Annotated in this window: 17 protein-coding genes; 10 read left to right on the top strand and 7 right to left on the bottom strand. The window is 66.0% G+C overall.

What is annotated here, in order from left to right:
• Positions 1-66: 66 nt before the first annotated feature.
• The 4 genes from folX to KVG96_RS20115 all read right to left on the bottom strand — a co-directional run bounded on the left by folX (position 67) and on the right by KVG96_RS20115 (position 2,401).
• Positions 67-438 (bottom strand): dihydroneopterin triphosphate 2'-epimerase, encoded by a 372-nt coding sequence (gene folX, locus KVG96_RS20130; protein WP_085578656.1) that lies wholly within the window; start codon positions 436-438, stop codon positions 67-69.
• On the bottom strand, positions 439-999 hold the full coding sequence (folE, locus tag KVG96_RS20125; protein WP_217893627.1) for a GTP cyclohydrolase I FolE: 561 nt from the start codon (positions 997-999) through the stop codon (positions 439-441). It abuts the gene before it with no gap.
• An 18-nt stretch (positions 1,000-1,017) separates the two neighbouring features.
• Complete coding sequence (gene folM / locus KVG96_RS20120; RefSeq protein ID WP_217893626.1) at positions 1,018-1,728, bottom strand: dihydromonapterin reductase; 711 nt, start codon at positions 1,726-1,728, stop codon at positions 1,018-1,020.
• 103 nt (positions 1,729-1,831) lie between these two features.
• Positions 1,832-2,401: an antibiotic biosynthesis monooxygenase gene (locus tag KVG96_RS20115; RefSeq protein WP_217893625.1), complete on the bottom strand. Its 570-nt coding sequence runs from the start codon at positions 2,399-2,401 to the stop codon at positions 1,832-1,834.
• A 223-nt stretch (positions 2,402-2,624) separates the two neighbouring features.
• On the opposite strand from KVG96_RS20115, the gene KVG96_RS20110 reads away from it, so the two are divergent.
• Entirely contained in the window at positions 2,625-3,584 is a 960-nt protein-coding gene (locus tag KVG96_RS20110; protein ID WP_217894255.1) for a MerR family transcriptional regulator, read from the top strand.
• Between the two features lie 3 nt (positions 3,585-3,587).
• On the opposite strand, the gene KVG96_RS20105 is transcribed toward KVG96_RS20110, so the two are convergent.
• Positions 3,588-4,193 carry a hypothetical protein gene (locus tag KVG96_RS20105; protein ID WP_085578666.1) on the bottom strand — a complete coding sequence of 202 codons (606 nt, stop codon included), beginning with the start codon at positions 4,191-4,193 and terminating at the stop codon, positions 3,588-3,590.
• Positions 4,194-4,247: 54 nt separating this feature from the next.
• Positions 4,248-4,724, bottom strand: coding sequence for a PAS domain-containing protein (locus KVG96_RS20100; protein WP_217893624.1), 477 nt, complete (start codon positions 4,722-4,724; stop codon positions 4,248-4,250).
• Positions 4,725-4,876: 152 nt separating this feature from the next.
• Here KVG96_RS20100 and KVG96_RS20095 point away from each other — a divergent pair, with 152 nt between their 5' ends.
• Entirely contained in the window at positions 4,877-5,332 is a 456-nt protein-coding gene (locus tag KVG96_RS20095) for a flavodoxin (protein WP_217893623.1), read from the top strand.
• Here the strand turns inward: KVG96_RS20095 and KVG96_RS20090 are convergent.
• Positions 5,322-6,209 carry a LysR family transcriptional regulator gene (locus tag KVG96_RS20090; protein ID WP_217893622.1) on the bottom strand — a complete coding sequence of 296 codons (888 nt, stop codon included), beginning with the start codon at positions 6,207-6,209 and terminating at the stop codon, positions 5,322-5,324. The genes KVG96_RS20095 and KVG96_RS20090 overlap by 11 nt on opposite strands.
• Positions 6,210-6,304: 95 nt before the next feature.
• Between KVG96_RS20090 and KVG96_RS20085 the strand changes: the two genes are divergently transcribed.
• From KVG96_RS20085 to KVG96_RS20050, 8 genes are all read left to right on the top strand, one after another.
• Entirely contained in the window at positions 6,305-6,679 is a 375-nt protein-coding gene (locus KVG96_RS20085) for a CidA/LrgA family protein (protein WP_217893621.1), read from the top strand.
• Positions 6,669-7,355 (top strand): LrgB family protein, encoded by a 687-nt coding sequence (locus KVG96_RS20080; RefSeq protein WP_217893620.1) that lies wholly within the window; start codon positions 6,669-6,671, stop codon positions 7,353-7,355. Before KVG96_RS20085 ends, KVG96_RS20080 begins: the two co-directional genes overlap by 11 nt.
• A gap of 131 nt (positions 7,356-7,486) precedes the next feature.
• Entirely contained in the window at positions 7,487-8,269 is a 783-nt protein-coding gene (locus KVG96_RS20075; protein ID WP_217893619.1) for a class II aldolase/adducin family protein, read from the top strand.
• Positions 8,269-9,171, top strand: a complete 903-nt coding sequence (locus KVG96_RS20070; protein WP_217893618.1) for an alpha/beta fold hydrolase — start codon at positions 8,269-8,271, stop codon at positions 9,169-9,171. Before KVG96_RS20075 ends, KVG96_RS20070 begins: the two co-directional genes overlap by 1 nt.
• A gap of 161 nt (positions 9,172-9,332) precedes the next feature.
• The gene (locus KVG96_RS20065) at positions 9,333-10,244 is read left to right on the top strand and encodes an SDR family oxidoreductase (RefSeq protein ID WP_217893617.1); all 912 of its coding nucleotides are present in this window, start codon (positions 9,333-9,335) and stop codon (positions 10,242-10,244) included.
• Positions 10,245-10,985: 741 nt separating this feature from the next.
• A complete protein-coding gene (locus KVG96_RS20060) occupies positions 10,986-12,779 on the top strand; it encodes a DUF1302 domain-containing protein (protein WP_217893616.1) in 1,794 nt (597 codons plus the stop codon).
• Positions 12,780-12,803: 24 nt separating this feature from the next.
• Positions 12,804-14,171, top strand: a complete 1,368-nt coding sequence (locus KVG96_RS20055; protein ID WP_217893615.1) for a DUF1329 domain-containing protein — start codon at positions 12,804-12,806, stop codon at positions 14,169-14,171.
• Between the two features lie 139 nt (positions 14,172-14,310).
• On the top strand, positions 14,311-16,866 hold the full coding sequence (locus KVG96_RS20050) for a helix-turn-helix transcriptional regulator (protein ID WP_217893614.1): 2,556 nt from the start codon (positions 14,311-14,313) through the stop codon (positions 16,864-16,866).
• Positions 16,867-16,943: the final 77 nt, after the last annotated feature.

Raw genomic sequence — 16,943 nt, 5'->3', positions numbered from 1 at the left:
CCAAGCTGCAGGATTCTGAATGGTAGGGGGCCCTTAGCTTACCGCTTGAAGCTTGAAGCTTGAAGCTTAACGGCTTGCCGCGAGCGTGATCGACACCGATTCGGCGAACCGCAGCGCATGGGGCTTGTCGACCTCGACCTCGGCGTACTGCACCGCCGTGTTGGCCATCACCAGGTCAAGCAGCTCCTGGGTCAGGCGCTCCAGCAGGGCGAAGCGGTTGCCTTCCACGTGGGCGATGATGGCCTTGGTGATGGTGCGGTAGTTGAGCGCATGGTCGATGTCGTTGTCGCGCACCGCTTCCTGGGCGGCGTACAGGATGGTCAGGTTGATCAGCACGTCCTGTTTGTTGAGGATCTCGTCCTCGTTGATTCCGATGAAAGTGCGCAGGCGCAGATCCTTGACCCGGATGCGCGCCGTTCCCGGCTGAAGTTGTGGCATTTACGTGCTCCGTCCAATCAATTGCAGGAACTCCTGGCGGGTGTTGCTCGACTCGCGGAAGGCGCCGAGCATGACCGAGGTGTTCATGGTCGAATTCTGTTTTTCGACACCGCGCATCATCATGCACATGTGTCGGGCCTCGATGACCACCGCGACCCCTGCGGCAGCGGTGACCTGTTCGATGGCGTCGGCGATCTGCCGGGTGAGGTTCTCCTGGATCTGCAGGCGGCGGGCGAACATGTCCACCAGCCGTGCGACCTTCGACGGCTCCAGCACCCTGCCTGTCGGAATATAAGCCACATGGGCCTTGCCGATGAAGGGCAGCAGGTGATGTTCGCACAGCGAGTACAGCTCGATGCCGGGCACGATGACCATCTCGTCGGTGTCGGAGGCGGCCAGCGCACCGTCGACGACGTCCTCGACGCTTTGCCCGTAACCGTGACACAGGTACTGCATGGCCTTGGCCGCACGCTCGGGCGTGTCGAGCAGGCCCTCGCGGTCGGGGTCTTCGCCGAGGCCTTTGAGGATTTCGCGGTAATGGCCGGACAGGGAAGGCGTCATGGTGATCCTCGCGGGCGCTTATTTGACGTGCCGCCCGCCGTTGACGGTCAGGGTGGTGCCGGTGACGTAGGGGTTGTCGAGCAGATAGCGCAGGCTCTGGTAGACCACCTCGCAGCCGGGCTCGATGCCCAGCGCGGATTTGGCCAGTGCCTTGGCGCGGTACGCCGCGTCGTCGTCCGGGTTGAACAATAGCAGGGCCGGCGCGATGCCGTTGACCTTGATGGCCGGCGCGTAACGGGCGGCGAAGGACAGGGTCAGGCTGTCGAGGCCGGCCTTGGTGGCGCAGTAGCCGATGTGCTTGCTGCTGCCCCGGCGGGTCACGTCGTCGCTGACATGGACGATGTCGGCCGGGCTGGACCTGCGCAGCAGTTCCTCGCAGTGCAGGTTGATCAGGTACGGCGCGAGCATGTGCACGCCGAACATCCGCGCGAAGTCCTGGCCCTGGCGGGCGTCGCTTTCCTCCAGCCATTCGGAGGCGTTGTGCACGATGGCCCGCAGGCTGTCGGTGCGGGTCTTGAGGTCGGCGATGAAGCTCAGGATGGAGGCTTCGTCGCAGAAGTCCGCCTGCAGGCCGATGGCGCCCAGGTCACGCAGCGCCTGCACGCCGGGGCGTTCGGTGCGGTAGGTGAACAGGACGCGGTGGCCGTCTTCGAGCAGGCGCTGCGCGCAATGCAGCCCGACACGCTGGCCGGCGCCGGTGATGAGGATCGGGGCGGAGGTGGAGGTCATGAACGGCTCGCGTCGGGAGGAGAGCAAAAACTATAACAGCGGCGCGGGCGCAGACCTACGCATGGATCGGCAGGGGCGGGCCGGTCCGCCCCTGCGCCGTGCGTCAAGGGTTCTGGGTGGAGGGGGCGGCGGGCACACGGCGCGCTGGCGTGCCGTTCAGCCAGTTGGCCAGCAGCCTTGTCGACAGCGGAATGAAGAAGTAGACCATCAAAGGCGTCAGGCACAGCGTGCTGACGAACACCCGCGGCAGCAGGCTCATGTCGGCGAGCAACGGGCCCAGCACGAAATTGAACAGCAGCGACACCGGAAAGAACGCCAGCCAGATCGCCACCGCTTGCTTCCAGCGCGGCGGCCGTTGTCCGGCGGCGCCGAACCAGCCTTCGATGCCGCTGACCCGGTGTTCCTTCGGATGGGCGAACAGGTCGCTGCCGCGGGCCAGCCAGGCGGTGCGCGACGCGGAGTGCTCCCAGGCGTGCAGCGTCTGTTCGTCGACGAAGCGGAAGATGATCTGGAATTCGTTGTCGTCGGGCGGCGGGGCGAGCACGCCGGAACCCAAGTAGCCGGGAAAGTCGGTGGCCAGTTGTTCGCCTTCGCGCAGCCAGGCCATCAAGTCCTGATAACGGCCTTCGGCGACGCGGCGGGCGACCATCAGCGTGACGGGGGAAGCAGACATTTTGTATCTCCGTATTGCAAATGCGTCGCTCCGGATAGGGGCGACGCCTGAACGCGGCGCCGGGGTGATGGGCCGCGTTTTTCGACAAGCAAGGATTATTCCGGATTTCCCCGATAAAACCAGCCACATTCGTCGCCGTTCACGGCTTGAACCGGCACCGGGCATCAGAGGTAGAATGGGATCCAACTCTGCCGCCAACGCCAACAAGGACGTGCGCCCGCCAATGCCTGTCATCAACGAGCTTCGCCTTGCATCGCAGGCCTCTGACGCGCTCGAGCGCGAAGAGCTGTTCCCCATACGAGAAGTGGCTCGACTGACTGGCGTCAACCCGGTCACGCTGCGGGCGTGGGAGCGACGCTACGGCCTGATCCAGCCGACGCGCACCGAAAGCGGGCACCGCCTGTACTCCATGACCGATATCGAGCGCGTGCGCAGCATCGTCGACTGGATCGACCGCGGCGTGGCGGTGAGCAAGGTCGGCAAGATCCTGGCCAGGACCGAGCCGAGAAAGGCGTTGGCCCACATCATCTCCGACGAACTGGTGCAGACCGATTACCTGCAGTGGCAAGAACAGGTGCGCCGGGCGGTCAGCTCGTTTGACGATCAGGAGCTGGACCGCGTCTACGGCCAGATCTTCTCTTCCTATGCGCTGCCCGTGGTGTTCCAGGAGATCCTGATGCCGCTGTGGCTGCAGATGCTGCAGCGTCAGGACGCGTTCGGGCAGACCAGCGAATGGCTGTTCCTCGATGGTTTCCTGCGGGCCCGGGTGCTGCAGCGTGTCGTCATGCTGCGCGGTTCGCAGCCGCGCAAGGTGATCGTCAGCGCATTGGCCGGGCAGTGCCGCGAGCTCGAGCTGCTGGTGGCGGCGCTGTTCCTCAGCGACAGCGATGCGGGAGTGCGGGTGCTGACCACGGGGCAGCCCTTCGATGAGTTGACCCTGGTCTGCGAAAAGATCAGGCCTCAGGCGCTGGTGCTGTTCTCCAACCACGCGCCGTCGCCGGAGCTGCCGCGGCGCCTGAACCGACTGGCCTTGAGCCTGGATTGCCAATTGATGCTGGCCGGCGACGCGGCGGACCTGGCGCAGGACAGCCTGGCGGGGTCGTCCATCGGTTGCCTGGGCAACGAGGGCGCGACCATGCGTCAGCGGATGGTGCGGTTCCTGGCGGGGAACCTGGATACCTGAACCTCAGGTGTGCAGGGCGGGGTGCGACAGACGATGCTGCTGCAGGATGAACTGGCGCAGGCGTTCGGTCTCGTCGGCGTCGCTCTGGTTCAGCGCGTAAGCGTAGAAGCCTTGCTCGGTTTCCCGCTCGAAGGTGCCGCGCAGTGAGATCCGCTCGTAGCCGGAGGGGCTGAACCACAGGGCGAAGTGCTTCGGCGGCTTGGTCTTGTTGCGCACTTCGAGCAGGACGCCCTTGTGCGAGACTTCGTGCACCCAGAGCATGCCCGGCTGCCCCTTGGCGTTCTCCAACGCCACCGGCTCTTCCAGGGCCAGGCGCCACGGACGCACCATCGGGCCGTCCTCGTAGATGCTCGGCACGCCCAGGCGCAGGTGCAGGGCGTGGAACTCATCCTCGACCAGATGCAAAGGGAAGGTCATCTGCTGGTTTTCGAAGTTGGCCTGGATGGTCACCTGCTCATGGGCCGCCAGGCGCGTGAGCAGGTCGCGGATCTGCGAACCGCCGTTGACCATGAGACTCGACGTCGCATCCCGCACGTTCAGTTGCGGGTTGTGTTGCATGGTCTGGATGAAATCCAGCTCATCCTGGGTCAGGAGGGCGTCGCGTTGCATGGCTAACTCGAAATAAATAATTACAAAGTCATTGGTGATTGTAGTTAATGACCATTAGTTCGCCGCTTTGTTTGAACCGTTCGTCGCTTTCAGCGCGGCGAGTTCGGCCTCCAGTGCGGCCACCTGGGCCTCCAGCTGGATCACCCGCTGCTGCGCCTTGACCTGAACGGTCACATCCTTCTGCACGCCGACGAAATACGTCTGCCCGTCTTCGGCGCCTTTGACGGTCGACAGGGACAGCTCGTTGTAGAACGGCGTGCCGTCCTTGCGGTAGTTGCGCAGGATCTCGCGGCACGAGCCGCCGTCCCTGAGCGCGTTGCGGATCAGCGCCAGGTTGTCCTGGTCACGGTCGCCGGACTGCAGGAAGCGGCAGTCCTGGTAAAGGATCTCTTCGCTGGTGTAACCGGTCAGGCGTTCGAAGGCCGGGTTCACGTAGATCAGGATGTTGTCCTGTTCGCCTTCGCGTTCGGCCACCACGATACCGTCGTTCGACGCGTTGATCACCATTTGCAGCAGGTTGGCATTGATCATGGTTGAATCCTTTCAGGGTTGTCGACCGCTCGCATTCTAGAAGATCGCCGGGCGCTGTCTACTGGCCATCAGCGCTTGTTGAGAACCAATCGCAGCGTTGTGCGTCCGGCTGTTACTATCGCCGCTCATTTTTCAGTTTCGGGATCAGATTGATGAAAGTCGCCATTCTCTCCGGTTCGGTCTACGGCACCGCCGAAGAAGTCGCCCGCCATGCCCAGAGCCTCATGAACGCGGCGGGGCTTGAAACCTTCTACAACCCGCGCGCGAACCTGGCCGACCTTCAGGCGTTCGGCCCGCAGGCGTTCCTGGCGGTGACCTCGACCACCGGCATGGGCGAGCTGCCGGACAACCTGCAACCCCTGCACTCGACGCTGCGCGATCAACTGCCGGCGGCCTGGCGCGGTCTGCCCGGCGCGGTGATCGCTCTGGGCGACGCCAGCTACGGCGAGACCTTCTGCGGCGGCGGCGAGCAGATGCGCGAACTGTTCGCCGAGCTGGGCCTGCGGGAGGTGCAGGAGATGCTGCGTCTGGACGCCAGCGAAAGCGTCACCCCGGAAACCGATGCCGAGCCTTGGCTTGCCGGGCTGATCGCCGCGCTCAAGGGCTGACCGTCCGCTCGCGCAGCAGCGCCAGCCAGGCCTGCGCCGCTTTCGACAGATAGGCGCCGCTGCGCCAGATGAACGCGATGTCCCAGCGCAGGGTGTCCGGTGCCCTCAGGGTCAGGCGCACCACGCCCGGCCGCTCCAGGGCGCGGGCCACCACGCTGGGCAGCAGCACCACGCCCTGGCCGGCGGCGACCAGGGCGGCGAGGAAGTCCGCCTGGCCGCTGCGTCCGCCTTCCTTCGGGGTGAAGCCCAGTTGCTGGCAGGCCTGAAGCAGGCGGTCGTTGAGCACGAAACTGCGCTGATACAACAGGAACGGCGTGTCCGCCAGTTCCTCCAGGCCGATGTCTCCCTTGCCGGCCAACGGATGGTCCACCGGCAGCAAGGCGTCCAGCGGCTCGTCGCAGAACGGCTGGAAGTCGAACTGAGGATCGTTCGGCAGCAGGCTGCCCCCCAGCTCCAGTTCGCCGCTGAGCACCGCCTGCTCGACATGGCGGCTGCCGCCCTCCAGCAAGTGAATGGCGATGTTCGGATAGCGCCGCCGGTACTCGGCGAACAGCCCGGCGAACAACGCGTCGCTGCCCAGCAGGGGCAGGCCCAGGCGCAACTCGCCGCGGGCCAGTTGGCTGAGGTCGTCCAGTTCGCTGAGCAACTCGTTGCGCAGGCGCAGCATGCCTTCGGCCCGTTGCAGCACCACGCTGCCCGCGGCCGTCAGGCGCAACTGCGAGCCGAGCCGTTCCAGCAGCGGCGTGCCCAGGCTCAGTTCCAGTTGGGCGACCTGCTTGCTCACCGCGGACTGGCTGATGTGCAACGTCTTGGCGGCCTGGGTGAATCCGCCCTGATGCATCACTTCGACGAAACTGCGCAGCTGTTTGAATTCCATGGCCTGATTCCGGATTGGAATGGCTGCGAGTCTAACAATTCGCTTCGGAGATGGCAGGCTGCTTCGTAAAATGGGCGCCTGAGAGGAGCGAAACCATGATCAAGCGTCTTTCCCGTCTATTGACCGAGCTGGCCGTGCTGCTGGGCCTTTATCTGCTCGGCTGCCGGCTGGCCGCGTGGCTGGCCTGGCCGATTCCCGGCGGGGTGATCGGCATGACGCTGTTGCTGCTGGCGTTCGCGTCCGGCCGGGTCAAGCCGGCGGCGTTGCAGCTGGGCGCCGGGCTGCTGATGGCCGAGATGCTGCTGTTCTTCATTCCCGCGCTGATGAGCCTGCTGGATCACGGCGCCTTGCTGCGCGACGACGGCTGGCGGATCGCACTGGTGATCGGCGCCAGCACATTGATGGTGATGCTGGTGACGGCGTTCACCGTGGAGCTGGCCGTGCGCCTGAGGCGTTCCCATGACGTATGAACCGATGCCGATGTTCTGGCTGGCCTTCACGCTGCTCGCGTACCTGTTCAGCCGTTGGCTGTACCGGCGCACCGGGCGTTATGTGCTGTCGCCGCTGATCCTGGTGCCGGCGCTGCTGCTGGCCCTCGCGGTGCCGCTGCACACCGCCTATGCCGAATATTCCCGCGACACCCGTTGGCTGATGCAGGTGCTGGGGCCGGTCACCGTCGCGTTCGCGGTGCCGATCTGGCAGCAGCGGCGCCTGCTGGTGCGGCATTGGCCGGCCCTGTTGCTGGGCATGTTGGCCGGCAGCGCGGCATCGGTCGCGACCTCGTTCGGGCTGGCCCGGGCGCTGGCGCTGGACAGCTCGGTGACGCTGTCGCTGGCGCCGCGCTCGATCACCACGCCGTTCGCCATGCCGTTGGCGCAGGACCTGGGCGGCGTGCCGGAGCTGACGGCGGTGTTCGTGATGTTCACCGGGGTGTTCGGCGCCATGCTGGGCGGCGTGCTGCTCAAGTGGCTGCCGTTGCGCAGCGCCCTGGCGCGCGGTGCGCTGTTTGGGGTCGGCGCCCATGGCGCAGGCGTCAGCCGGGCCCGGGAAGTGGGCGGTGAAGAGGGCTCCGTGGCCGGGCTGGTGATGGTGCTGACCGGGTTGCTCAATCTGTTCGCCGCCCCTTTGCTGGCGTCGGTGCTTTGACATGGATCCAAGGCCCCTGGCTTTCTGACCCGCTCAGTCATCAAGCTGGCTACCAATGCAACTACACGATCTTCGGCGGCTGACTAGACTGCTGACACGTGCAGAACAATAAGAACGCAGAGGTGCATACAGTGAGCGTAGCCCCCGTCCCGTCGTCCCTGAATGTCAAAGACCTGGTCAGCGCCGCGGAGTGGCAGACCCGGGTCGACCTGGCCGCCTGTTACCGCCTGGTCGCCCTGCATGGCTGGGATGACCTGATCTTCACCCACATTTCCGCCAAGGTGCCCGGCACCGAAGATTTCCTGATCAACCCGTTCGGCCTGATGTTCCATGAGATCACCGCGTCGAGCCTGGTGAAGGTCGACCTGGCCGGGCGCAAGCTCATGGACAGCCCCTACGACATCAACCCCGCCGGCTATACCATCCACAGCGCCGTGCACGAAGTGCGGCACGACGTGGCCTGCGTGCTGCACACCCACACCGCGTCCGGCGTGGCGGTGTCGGCGCAGCGCCAAGGGGTGCTGCCGATCAGCCAGCAGTCGCTGTTCGTGCTGTCGAGCCTGGGGTATCACGCCTACGAGGGCGTGGCGCTGAACCACGAGGAAAAGGCCCGGCTGCAGGCCGACCTCGGCGACAGCGGTTTCCTGATGCTGCACAACCACGGTCTGCTGACCTGCGGCGGCACCATCGCCGACACCTTTCTGATGATGTTCACCTTCCAGCGTGCCTGCGACATTCAGGTGATGGCCCAGGCCGGCGGCGCCGAGCTGATCCCCATCGAGCCGCAGATCCTGGCCGGTGCGCGGGCGATGGTCGCCGGCGTCACCAAGAGCGCCCAGGGCATGGGCGGCGCGCTGGCCTGGCCGGCGCTGCTGCGCAAACTCGACAAACACGACGCGGGATACCGACTCTGATGCCTCTGACCGAAATTCCGCTGAGCGTCTGGCGCAAGCGCAGCCGCACGTTTGTCTTCCGTGGCCAGCCGATCCGTTACTGGACGTGCGGGCAGGGCGAACCCCTGCTGCTGATCCATGGCTTCCCGACCGCCAGCTGGGACTGGCACTACCTCTGGCAGCCGCTGGCCCAGCGCTACCGGGTGATCGCCTGCGACATGCTCGGTTTCGGCGATTCGGCCAAGCCCCTGAACCACACCTACAGCCTGCTGGAGCAGGCCGACCTGCAACAGGCGCTGCTCGCGCACCTGAACGTCGAACAGCCGGTCCACGTTCTGGCGCACGACTACGGCGACAGCGTCGCCCAGGAACTGCTCGCCCGGCACGGCGAAAGCCTGATCGAGGTGGCCAGTTGCGTGTTCCTCAATGGCGGCCTGTTCCCGGAGACCCACCGGCCGGTGCTGATGCAAAAACTGCTGCTCAGCCCGCTGGGCTGGATGATCGGCCGCGCCTTCAGCCGCGAAGGCCTGGCGAAAAGCTTCCGGCAGATCTTCGGCCCGCAGACCCGTCCCAGCGAAAGCGAGCTGGATGACTTCTGGAGCCTGATCGAGTGCAACCGGGGGCCCCGGATCATGCACAAGCTGATCGGCTACATCCCCGAGCGCCGGGTGCAGCGCGACCGTTGGGTCGCGGCCATGCAGCGCGGCGACGTTGCGTTGCGGGTGATCGACGGCGAGGTCGATCCGATTTCCGGCGGGCACATGGTCGAGCGTTACCGCCAGCTCATTCCGGATGCGGACGCGGTGCTGTTGCCGGGCATCGGCCATTACCCCCAGACCGAAGCGCCGGCGCTGGTGCTCAAGCACTACCTGGCGTTTCGCGACCACCTCGCGCTGCCGCCCCTCAAGGCCGCGTGTTCCTGAACGCCGCGCAGCGGCGCGCGTGCTTGCGCTCGCTGCGCCGCCACCTGATCATCCTTGCGCCTTATCAGCCGCCATTCAGCGCCAGCCGTGTTCGTTGTGACCGCAGCGCCGGTGCCTGACACTCGGGCTCTCTGTCCCTCAGGCCTGCTGGAGTCCCTGCCATGAATGAAGCTGTGCGTTTCGAAGACAAAGTCGTGATCGTCACCGGAGCCGGCGGCGGTCTGGGGCGGGCCCACGCGTTGCTGTTCGCCAGGCAGGGCGCCAGGGTGCTGGTCAACGACCTCGGCGGCTCGACCCAGGGCGAGGGCGCCAACGCGTCGGCGGCCGACCGTGTGGTTGCGCAAATCCGCGCGGCCGGCGGCATCGCCGAGGCCAACCACGACTCGGTCACCGACGGCGACAAGCTCGTGCAGAACGCTCTGGATGCGTTCGGCCGCGTCGATGTGGTGGTCAACAACGCCGGGATCCTGCGCGACAAGTCCTTCCACAAGATGGAGGACGCCGATTGGGACCTGGTCTACCGTGTCCACGTCGAAGGCGCCTACAAGGTCACCCGTGCCGCTTGGCCGCACCTGCGCGAGCAGAACTACGGCCGGGTGATCTTCACCGCGTCCACCTCCGGCATCTACGGCAACTTCGGCCAGTCCAACTACGGCATGGCCAAGCTCGGCCTGTACGGCCTGACCCGCACCCTGGCCATCGAGGGCCGCAAGAACAACATCCTGGTCAACGCCATCGCCCCCACCGGCGGCACCCGCATGACCGAAGGCCTGATCCCGCCGCAGGTGTTCGACCAGCTCAAGCCCGAACTGGTCAGCCCGCTGGTGGTGTACCTGGCCAGCGAGAACTGCCAGGAGACCGCAGGCCTGTTCGAAGTCGGCGGCGGCTGGATGGGCAAGGTGCGCTGGGAGCGCAGCCTGGGCGCCGGGTTCGATCCTGATGCAGGCTTCTCGCCCGAAGATGTCGCGGCGCACTGGCAGCAGATCTGCGACTTCGAAGGGGCGGCGCATCCGAAGGACAACATCGAGGCGCTGAAGGAGATGATGGGGAATCTGCAGAAGTATTCGTTGTGACCCAAGCCGGCCACCCGGGTGATCCCTGGTGGCCGTTTTCTGTTGCGCGTACTGGTCGTTCAACATGAATGTTGGCGTTATCCGGTTCTGCCCCTCCCGCTGGCCTGTGCACCCTTCTCAAAAGGCATCGCGTAGGTTTTCAGCCGTTCCCCGCTTGCATTGAGCTCATGCCGTTGGCGTCCGGACATTCTGTCCGGCGACGCCAGGGCGGGCCCCTCCCCGAATACAACACCGATTCCTGTTGACGGGTACCGGGACCGAACGTGTCCGGTGCGGGAGGACTAATCCGCAGACAAAAAAAAGGCCGCTGCATCAGCAGCGGCCAAGGTAAGACGTTGGATCAAGGAGCTACAAATCAACGTCAGTGAACAGCGGGTCGAGGGAGCGCAAGCGTTGCGCACCGTCTGAAAACGGTTGCCGATGGCCCTCAGGCCACGGACTTCTTGCGTCAAGGCCGTCTGCCTTGAAAGCCCGTTCAGAATAAGGGCACGGGCCTGTGGGAAAAATACCGATTCCGGACATGCACTGTTACGGGGCATGCAACAGTCCGGCGCACCGCGACGGGCATCATGCCCGGCATTGATCGTAGACCATCCAGCCCGTTCATGATCGGCGAAAACGCCTGCCCGGCAAGGGCATTCATCCTTTCGGGCGACAGCGTGAATACCTCCTTGGTGCGCTTATCGGGCGCGGCCGCCGGGCAGTAGGGTGGAGCCTCCTGTCACTCACCGGGGAAGACGCATGACAAAAACAACAATGCGCGCCATCTTCACACCGCAGGCGCTGGCCGTTGCGGTGGCCATGGGATGCTGCGCCCAGGCGCAGGCGGTTTCGTTCAACATCGGGGAAATCGAGGGCACGTTCGACTCGTCGCTGTCGGTCGGCGCGAGCTGGGGCCTGCGCGATGCCGACAAGTCGCTGGTGGGGACGGTCAACGGCGGGACGGGGCAGTCCTCCACCGGGGATGACGGGCGCCTGAACTTCAAGAAGGGCGAGACCTTCTCCAAGATCTTCAAGGGCATCCACGACCTTGAGCTCAAGTACGGCGACACCGGTGTGTTCGTGCGCGGCAAGTACTGGTACGACTTCGAGCTCAAGGACGAGGACCGCGAGTTCAAGCCGATCAGCGACAAGGGCCGCAAGGAGGGCGCCAAGTCCTCGGGCGCCGAGATCCTCGACGCGTTCGTCTACCACAACTATTCCATCGCCGACCTGCCGGGCACCGTGCGCGCCGGCAAGCAGGTGGTCAGCTGGGGCGAAAGCACCTTCATCGGCAACTCGATCAACAGCATCAACCCCATCGACGTGTCGGCGTTCCGCCGTCCCGGCGCGGAGATCAAGGAAGGCCTGATCCCGGTGAACATGCTGTTCGCCTCCCAGGGCCTGACCGACAAGCTCACGGTCGAAGGCTTCTACCAGCTGGAGTGGGACCAGACGGTGCTGGACAACTGCGGCACCTTCTTCGGCGTGGACGTGGCGGCGGACGGCTGCACCACCGGCTACACCGTGGGCAACCCGGCGATCGCGCCGCTGGCGCCGTTGGCGGCGGCGTTCGGGCAGCCGATCCAGGTGACCCGCGAAGGCGTGGTGATCCCCCGGGGCGGCGACCGCGACGCGCGGGACTCGGGGCAGTGGGGCACGGCGCTGCGCTGGCTCGGCGAAGACACCGAGTACGGCCTGTACTTCATGAACTACCACAGCCGTACCCCGACCGTCGGCACCACCACCGCCGGGCTCTCGACCCTGGCGGCGTTGCCGGGGATGGTCGGGATCGCCAACGGCATCGCGCCCGGCGCCGGCTCCGGCCTGGCCCAGAGCGTGATGCTCGGCCGCGGCCAGTACTACCTCGAATACCCCGAAGACATCCGCCTGTACGGCGCGAGCTTTTCCACCACGCTGCCCACCGGCACCGCTTGGACCGGCGAGATCAGCTACCGGCCCAACGCTCCGGTGCAGGTCAACACCAACGACCTGACCCTGGCGATGCTCAACCCCATCGCCGGCGGCGCGGCGTCGCCGCTGGCCACCCGCCCCGGCGCCGACAACAAGGGCTACCGGCGCAAGGAAGTGACCCAGGTGCAGAGCACCCTGACCCACTTCTTCGACCAGGTGCTGGGCGCCGAACGCCTGACGGTGGTCGGCGAGGCGGCGGTGGTGCGGGTCGGCGGGCTGGAGCCGCGCAGCAAGCTGCGTTACGGCCGCGACTCGGTGTACGGCCAGTACGGTTTCGGCGGCGACACCGGCGGCTTCGTCACGTCCACCTCCTGGGGCTACCGGGCCCGGGCGATCCTCGACTACGCCAACGTGATCGGCGGCATCAACCTCAAGCCCAACCTGTCCTGGTCCCACGACGTTTCCGGGTACGGTCCCAACGGGCTGTTCAACGAAGGGGCCAAAGCGGTCAGCGTCGGGATCGATGCCGACTACCGCAACACCTACACCGCGAGCCTGAGCTACACCGACTTTTTCGGCGGCGACTACAACGTCCTCGAAGACCGTGACTTCGTGGCCCTGAGCTTCGGCGTGAACTTCTGACCTGCCCGAATAAGGATGAATCCGATGCGCAAGATGATTCTGCAATGCGGCGCCCTGGCCTTGAGCCTCCTGGCGGCCAACGTGATCGCGGCGGTGTCGCCGGAAGAGGCGAACAAGCTCGGCACCAGCCTGACGCCGCTGGGGGCCGAGAGGGCCGGCAACGCCGACGGCTCGATTCCGGCCTGGACCGGCGGCATCCCGAAGAACGCCGGGGCGGTGGACAGCAAGGGCTTCCTGGCCGATCCGTTCGCCGGTGAGAAGCCGCTGTTCACCATCACCGCCGCCAACGTCGAGCAGTACAAAAGCAAACTGTCCGACGGCCAAGTGGCGATGTTCAAGCGCTACCCCGAGACTTACAGGATCCCGGTCTACCCGACCCACCGCACCGTCGCCGTGCCGCCGCAGATCTACGAGTCGGCCAAACGCAGCGCGCTGAACGTCACCGCCATCAACGACGGCAACGGTCTGGCCAACTTCACCGGCAACCGCTACTACGCCTTCCCGATCCCCAAGAACGGCGTCGAGGTGCTGTGGAACCACATCACCCGTTACCACGGCGGCAACCTGCGGCGGATCATCACCCAGGTGACGCCGCAGACCAACGGCAGCTACACGCCGATCCGCTTCGAGGAAGAGATTGCGGTGCCGCAGTTGATGAAGGACCTGGATCCGGAGAAGGCCGCCAACGTGCTGACCTTCTTCAAGCAGTCGGTGACCGCCCCGGCGCGGCTGGCGGGCAACGTGCTGCTGGTGCACGAGACCCTCGACCAGGTGAAGGAGCCGCGCCTGGCGTGGATCTACAACGCCGGCCAGCGCCGGGTGCGCCGCGCCCCTCAGGTGGCCTACGACGGGCCGGGCACCGCGGCCGACGGCCTGCGCACCTCGGACAACTTCGACATGTTCTCCGGGGCGCCGGACCGCTACGACTGGAAACTGATCGGCAAGAAGGAAATGTACATCCCCTACAACAGCTACAAGCTCGATTCGCCGAGCCTCAAGTACGACGACATCATCAAGGCCGGGCACATCAACCAGGACCTGACCCGCTATGAGCTGCACCGGGTGTGGGAGGTGGTCGGCACGGTCAAGCCGAGCGAGCGGCACATCTACGCCAAGCGCCACATGTACCTGGACGAGGACAGCTGGCAGGTGGCGCTGGCCGACCACTACGACGGCCGCGGTCAACTGTGGCGGGTGGCCGAGGGACATGCCCAGTACTATTACGATCACCAGGCCCAGGCGTACACCCTCGAAGCCCTGTACGACATCATCGCCGGCCGCTACCTCGCCTTGGGCATGAAGAACGAAGAGAAGCACAGCTTCGAGTTCGGCTTCGACGCCAAGGCCGCCGACTACACGCCGTCGGCCCTGCGTTCGGAGGGCGTCCGGTAACGGTCGCGATACACAAGGCGTACAAAAGGCGACCGGGCGGTCGCCTTTTTTATGGGGGCCGATCAGCCTCTTGAATACTTATCAACAAGCGCGCGGGACAGGGCTAGGGTGACGGCACAACGATAAGAAGGCTCGCACGATGACCGCCATGACGCCGTGTCCGCAACCGCCCGGTTTTCTGCCCAGGCTGTCTCCCCACCACCAGTTGCGCAGCCGCCTGAGCAGGCCGCTGCTCGAGACCACGGCACGCATCCGTTTGCTTTGCGCGCCGCCCGGCAGCGGCAAGACGGCGCTGATGACCGAATGCCTGTTGCAGGCCCCGGCGGGCTGCACGGTGCATTGGCTGCCGCTGGCGGGCGCGGCGTTGTCCGTTGACGGGTTCTGCCGGCGGCTGGCCCAGGCGCTGGGCATGCAAGGCGCGGACGAGGCCGCGCTCACCGAGGAACTGGCCCGCTGGCGGTCGCCGGCCTGGCTGATGATCGATGACTATTGCCGCCAGCCGGATCCGCTGCTGGACGCCTTGCTCGACCGTTTGCTGGCGGCCGGCAGTCCGGCGCTGGTCTGGTGGATCGGATCGCGACGGCGCCCGTCGTGCAACTGGCCCCGGCTGCTGCTCGATGACGCGCTGTACGAGTGCGAGGCGCACGCGTTGGCGCTGACGCCCAAGGAGCTCGCGCCGGTGCTGCGTCACTTGCCGCCGGAGCAGGCCGAGGCTGTGGCGCAGCGCATCGTCCTGCACACGGGCGGCTGGTGCGCCGGCGTGCGCATGGCGCTGCTGCAAAAGTGCGACTGGTCGCAAAGGGAGCTGCCGCAACAGCGTGCCGACACCCTGCTGGATTATCTGCAGCGCGAATTGTTCAGCGGCCTCACGCCCGAGCTGGCCGAAGCCTGGCGGGTGCTGGCGCATTTTCCGCGCTTCAGCGCCGGGTTCTGCGATCACCTGTTCGGCGTCGGGGAGGGCACGCAGTACCTGAGCACGCTGCAGGCGCTCGGCTGCTTCATCGAGCCGTGGCAGGACTCGGCCGAGTGGCTGCAGGTCTTCCCGGCGCTGTCCCGGTTGATCATGGACGAACACTGGCCGCAGGGGCGTTCCTGGCATCGCCGGGCCTGTCAGTGGTTCACCGCCGAACAGGACTGGAAATCGGCCTTCGAACAGGCGCTGCTGGCCGAAGAGTACGAAGTGGCGGTCAGCCTGCTGCAGCATTTCACCTTCGAGCACCTGTTCGAGGACCGGACCGTGGCGCTGTTGCTGAGCCTGCATGAGCGCCAGGGCGAGGCGCTGATGCTCGGCTCGCCGCAACTGATCGGCCTGATGACCGCCGCCTTGCTGTTTGCCGGACGCTTCGGGCAGGCGACGGCCTGGATCGAGCACCTTGGGCGATTCCTTCCTCAGCCGTCGGCGTCGCTTCAGCGACAGTTGATCGCCCGCTGGCAGGCGCAGAAGGGCTGGCTGCTGCATTTGCAGGGGCGCATGGACGCCGCCGGTGAACATTTTCAGGAGGCGTTGGCGGCCCTGGGGGATGACGCCTGGCCGGCGCGTCTGCTGTGCCTGTCGGGGCAGACGCAACAGGCCCTGCTGTCCGCGGACATGAACCGGGCGCAGGCGATCAACCGTGAGGCCCTTCGTCTGGCGCGGGCTCGAGGGTCATTGCTGTTCGAAGGCCTGCTGGAGCTCGATCACGCCCAATGGCTGGAACAGCGCGGTACGCCGGACCGTGCCGACGGCCTGCTGGCGGACATGCAGCAACTGCTGAGTGCGCGGGGCGAACGTCCGGCGCCGTTGCTGGGCCGCATCGCGCTGCGGCGCGGCCGGCTGGCCCTGGGCATGGGGCAGCAGTCCCGGGCGGCCGGGTTCTTCCGTAGCGGGCTGGACGACTGCCTGCGCAGTCACGACAAACGCGTGCTGTACGGCTTTCTCGGGCTGGCGCAACTGGCGGCCAACCGTGGGGACTACGCCCAGGCCTTCGTGCGCCTGCGCGATGCCGAACGGCTGATGCAGCAGCGGCAGATTCCGGACACGGTCTACCGCGGCGCGCTGCTGCAGGTCAGCAGCCATTTCTGGCTGCAGCAGGGACGGGTGGAGCTGGCATGCGAAGCGCTGAGCCGGGTGCTCAAGCACTATCGCGGCCCGCAGGCATTGCAGGCCCCGCCGGCGACGCTGGCGCTGATTGCGCGGATCGAGTATCTGCTGATGCTCGCCAGGCTCCGGCTCGGCTCGGGGCCCGCCGATGCGGTGGAGCAACTGGACCTCTGGATGGGCCAGGCACAGGCGCGGGGCATGGCGGCCCTGTGCACAGAGCTGCACCTGGCCAAGGCGGAGGCCCTGTGGCTGGGCGGCTGCCGTGGGCAGGCCCTGGAGACCCTGCGCACAGCGATGGCCGGGGTGGAGAAGCATCAGGCCCGGCAAGTGCTGGGCGAGCTGCGTCAGCGTGCCGCGTCCCTGCTGCTGGCGCACGAGGCCGGCCTTGCGGACGGGGAGTCCGGCCCGCTACCCGAAGCCGGCGCACTGAGCCAGCGTGAACGCCAGGTGCTGGAACTGATCGCGCAAGGGCATTCCAATCAGCAGATTGCCGATGCGTTGTTCATTTCATTGCACACTGTAAAAACCCACACCCGGCGCATTCACGCCAAGCTGGGCGTCGAACGCAGGACTCAAGCGGTGGCCAGGGCGAAGTCAATGGGATTGTGGCGCTGAGCAACCACGGTTCAGGTGACCAGGGGGCCATGAATCTTTGCAAGTGCTGTGCGGATTCATATCCGGTATGACTTGTG

The sequence above is a fragment of the Pseudomonas ekonensis genome (genome assembly GCF_019145435.1).
In the GTDB taxonomy this organism is placed as follows: domain Bacteria; phylum Pseudomonadota; class Gammaproteobacteria; order Pseudomonadales; family Pseudomonadaceae; genus Aquipseudomonas; species Aquipseudomonas ekonensis.
The sequence above is the reverse complement of the archived record's forward strand: the minus strand, read 5'-3'. Positions and strand labels throughout refer to the sequence as shown.

Bases quoted from the DNA above. Each gene is read 5' to 3' on its own strand.
- folX (WP_085578656.1), bottom strand. From the start codon at position 438: ATGCCACAACTTCAGCCGGGAACGGCGCGCATCCGGGTCAAGGATCTG.
- folE (WP_217893627.1), bottom strand. From the start codon at position 999: ATGACGCCTTCCCTGTCCGGCCATTACCGCGAAATCCTCAAAGGCCTC.
- folM (WP_217893626.1), bottom strand. From the start codon at position 1,728: ATGACCTCCACCTCCGCCCCGATCCTCATCACCGGCGCCGGCCAGCGT.
- KVG96_RS20115 (WP_217893625.1), bottom strand. From the start codon at position 2,401: ATGTCTGCTTCCCCCGTCACGCTGATGGTCGCCCGCCGCGTCGCCGAA.
- KVG96_RS20110 (WP_217894255.1), top strand. From the start codon at position 2,625: ATGCCTGTCATCAACGAGCTTCGCCTTGCATCGCAGGCCTCTGACGCG.
- KVG96_RS20105 (WP_085578666.1), bottom strand. From the start codon at position 4,193: ATGCAACGCGACGCCCTCCTGACCCAGGATGAGCTGGATTTCATCCAG.
- KVG96_RS20100 (WP_217893624.1), bottom strand. From the start codon at position 4,724: ATGATCAATGCCAACCTGCTGCAAATGGTGATCAACGCGTCGAACGAC.
- KVG96_RS20095 (WP_217893623.1), top strand. From the start codon at position 4,877: ATGAAAGTCGCCATTCTCTCCGGTTCGGTCTACGGCACCGCCGAAGAA.
- KVG96_RS20090 (WP_217893622.1), bottom strand. From the start codon at position 6,209: ATGGAATTCAAACAGCTGCGCAGTTTCGTCGAAGTGATGCATCAGGGC.
- KVG96_RS20085 (WP_217893621.1), top strand. From the start codon at position 6,305: ATGATCAAGCGTCTTTCCCGTCTATTGACCGAGCTGGCCGTGCTGCTG.
- KVG96_RS20080 (WP_217893620.1), top strand. From the start codon at position 6,669: ATGACGTATGAACCGATGCCGATGTTCTGGCTGGCCTTCACGCTGCTC.
- KVG96_RS20070 (WP_217893618.1), top strand. From the start codon at position 8,269: ATGCCTCTGACCGAAATTCCGCTGAGCGTCTGGCGCAAGCGCAGCCGC.
- KVG96_RS20065 (WP_217893617.1), top strand. From the start codon at position 9,333: ATGAATGAAGCTGTGCGTTTCGAAGACAAAGTCGTGATCGTCACCGGA.
- KVG96_RS20060 (WP_217893616.1), top strand. From the start codon at position 10,986: ATGACAAAAACAACAATGCGCGCCATCTTCACACCGCAGGCGCTGGCC.
- KVG96_RS20055 (WP_217893615.1), top strand. From the start codon at position 12,804: ATGCGCAAGATGATTCTGCAATGCGGCGCCCTGGCCTTGAGCCTCCTG.
- KVG96_RS20050 (WP_217893614.1), top strand. From the start codon at position 14,311: ATGACCGCCATGACGCCGTGTCCGCAACCGCCCGGTTTTCTGCCCAGG.